The following is a 2,773-nucleotide window of genomic DNA, read 5'->3' on the forward strand; positions in this document are numbered from 1 at the left end:
AAGATCAGTGAGTAGCGAGAGCATTAGCCCCGCTAACTCTTGATTGCTGAGCGGTGGGTTGCGAAGACACACCACCTGTTGGGTTTGCAGGCACTGCAATACCTGTGGCGGTACCTGAGTGACGTTGCACTCGCGCATCAGTGCTTCGGGCGGCAACACATACGCTGTTTTGTAAGTGGGCACGTAACGCACAGCGGGCGGCGTTGTCGTACACGCGCACAACATCGTTAGGCACACTAGCCACACGCCATGTTTGTGTTTGTTCATCCTGGGCGTCCTCAAGTAACTGGGTGAGTTGATGGTTAAGATCTTGATTGCGGTTGGCTAACGCGGCCTTTTGCTGTTCGACGGTTTGCACCTGCAGGGCGAGGGTTTCGCCTTCGGCTTTTAGGGCAAAGTGTTCAAGGTTGGCGTCTTGCAGCCATACCGCCAGGGCATCTGCGCTCTGTTTCAGGGTTGCACTGTCAGCTAACGCTTGGGTAAGTTGGCTCTTAGTGCTCTGCTGTTGGTGGTACATCAGCCCAATGGTGACTAATGCCAGTGACAAAAATAGCCACTGCACAGTGCTAATGATTTGTGAGGGATTCATTGCGCGCTCCCCTTTGATTGCGAGAGGCCCAGTTCGCTTAAGCAAATAGCTTGCTCTTCGGCGCGGCGCTTGATGAGGCCATTTAGGCGCACCTTGTTACCGAATAGGTCGGTGCCATACGTCCAGCCATTGCAGACGCGCTCACCCGTTTGCTTATTGGTTGAACAGGCTTGGGTTAGCTCTTTGCACGCGCCCACTCTGTCGCCAGCTAACAGCTTTTTACGCAAGGTTGAGCTGGCAAAGTTGCCGTATCCCGCCCAGTGCAAAAACGATAAATAGGCGGCGTGCTCACTGTGGGTGAGCGTTACGGGCGCGGTGAGGCTGAGCAACTGCTTATCTTCCTTGGCGATATCCTTAGCAAAGATCTCCATGCATTGCTGCTCTGTGAAGATTTGATCAAGCTTTAAGTCTTTGCTCGTATGGCCACGGCATGCGGTCAGCACGCCAACCGCATCGACATAGACGACCAGGCTATTGCCTTCCCATTTATCGGTAAGTTGTGCGCCAGTGATGGCCGCCGAACTTAAGCCTACGGCCAGTAAAATCGCCTTGAGTTTACTGTTCATTAGGCACCACCGTAGCTTGTGCCTTGCGTTGCTCGCGGGCTTTTAAAATATGGAGGTGAGTGACGGCATGCCAGCCTTGTTCAAAGTAACTTTGACGGGTGAGACTGTTGCTATACAAAGGCACGACGGTAGGTACATTGCCTGATAACTCCGCCTTGATACGGGCATTAAAACCGTCTTTGGCGCACTGGCGATAGACTCGGTTTTGTATGCGTTTGGGCTGCGCATTCGCAATCGGCATACTGTTAACGCCGCTACGAAAGTTGTTGTGGGTGACAAAGGCCATAAAAAAACCGAGACAGTGAACATGGGTTCATTGTCTCGGCTTAAGGGTTTGGAGCGGATTGGAAAGGTTTCGGGATTAGTTTACTTTGCTTTCATCGAAAATTTTATTTCTACACGACGTTGACCATCGACTTCAGACTTAAGCAGTGAAGAACATTCTTCTACAGATTTATACATTGCATTAGCCGCAATAAATGCTGGCTTATCACTGTAAAACTGTCCCTCTTCTGCAGCGTTTATAGCTTTCTGGAGTAACTCAACAATATTAGGAGATAAAACAGTAAAATACTTACCAAGAAACCCGTTTAATTGTTCAGCTGAAATGCCTAGATTTTCAGACACGAACTCCATCGCATCCTCCCAATCCATGTCTGGAGTTCGATATTCTGGCAACAACGATCGCCTTAATAAATATAACTCCTGAGAAGCTTCATATTGCTTATGAAAGATAAATTCAGAGTTTTTTAATTGTTGTTTTTGTATCTCACGTTTTTGATTTAATACATGCTCCAGATAAGATTTCTCTTCATTTAGTCGCTTGTCCAGATAGCGCTTACCTATAAAAGCAAAAACACCACTTATAGCAGCAGGAATGCCTAATGTATTCAGCCAATTAAACCCATTTGCTAACTCGTCCATTGAATTACCCTTTGATTGACTCTTACTTGTTTATCAAAAATTGGTGATCACTTAATTTTGTCCCGCTATGGTTAAGATAACATGGGAAAAATTCCCCGCCGTTATAACCGCCATAACCATTTTTAGCATTTATTTCCATCATTAATACTCTTCGCACGCCGCTTTTATCACTTACCCAATCAGGCTTATAGCTTAAAACCTGTACCGAATCAGGGTCTTTAAACGTCGCACTTCTCTTTAGCACGGCGGTACATTGTTCTAACAATTCATCCATGCTCAGAGTATCTTTATCTGAATGTAGTTTAGCGGGTGGAGTGACGGTGATCAGTTGCGCATCATCGGCACATGGATCTTGGCTGTAGGACTCAACACCATCAATGGTGCACTTGTAAATTTCAGCATTTACATTTGTGCTATGCAGTGCCACAAAACTAGCGAGTAATATCCATTTAATCATGTTTCAACGTCCTAACTGTTCAACATATCCATTGTAAGTTTTGTTGAGTTTATCGCCAAAATCGACGAATAAAAAGGGCTACCTATTGGTAGCCCTGTGATATAGATTCGATTTCAAAACAACCGCCTTTGCTTTCTTGCCACAAATGCCGCGCGTTGTTCGGCTACAATCTCGCTCACTCTTCGCTCGGTTAAGCCATAATCGCGGCTTAATTGCTCAAGGTTGTTGCCCTTAAAC

General features: G+C 46.5%; 6 protein-coding genes. All 6 read right to left on the reverse strand.

Going from position 1 to position 2,773, the window contains the following annotated elements:
• Positions 1–4 precede the first annotated feature (4 nt).
• Complete coding sequence (locus tag FW758_RS24190) at positions 5–589, reverse strand: hypothetical protein (protein ID WP_446446788.1); 585 nt, start codon at positions 587–589, stop codon at positions 5–7.
• A complete protein-coding gene (locus tag FW758_RS24195) occupies positions 586–1,155 on the reverse strand; it encodes a lysozyme (RefSeq protein WP_446446789.1) in 570 nt (189 codons plus the stop codon). The genes FW758_RS24190 and FW758_RS24195 overlap by 4 nt, the downstream gene beginning before the upstream one ends.
• A complete protein-coding gene (locus tag FW758_RS24200; RefSeq protein ID WP_446446790.1) occupies positions 1,145–1,441 on the reverse strand; it encodes a hypothetical protein in 297 nt (98 codons plus the stop codon). Before FW758_RS24200 ends, FW758_RS24195 begins: the two co-directional genes overlap by 11 nt.
• Positions 1,442–1,521: 80 nt before the next feature.
• Entirely contained in the window at positions 1,522–2,079 is a 558-nt protein-coding gene (locus tag FW758_RS24205; RefSeq protein WP_063884372.1) for a hypothetical protein, read from the reverse strand.
• A 22-nt stretch (positions 2,080–2,101) separates the two neighbouring features.
• Positions 2,102–2,536 (reverse strand): hypothetical protein, encoded by a 435-nt coding sequence (locus FW758_RS24210; RefSeq protein ID WP_063884371.1) that lies wholly within the window; start codon positions 2,534–2,536, stop codon positions 2,102–2,104.
• 113 nt (positions 2,537–2,649) lie between these two features.
• Positions 2,650–2,773 (reverse strand): Mor transcription activator family protein (locus tag FW758_RS24215; protein WP_446446791.1); only part of this gene is annotated, 124 nt, incomplete at its 5' end.

It is taken from the genome of Shewanella sp. 1180_01, from assembly GCF_052850535.1.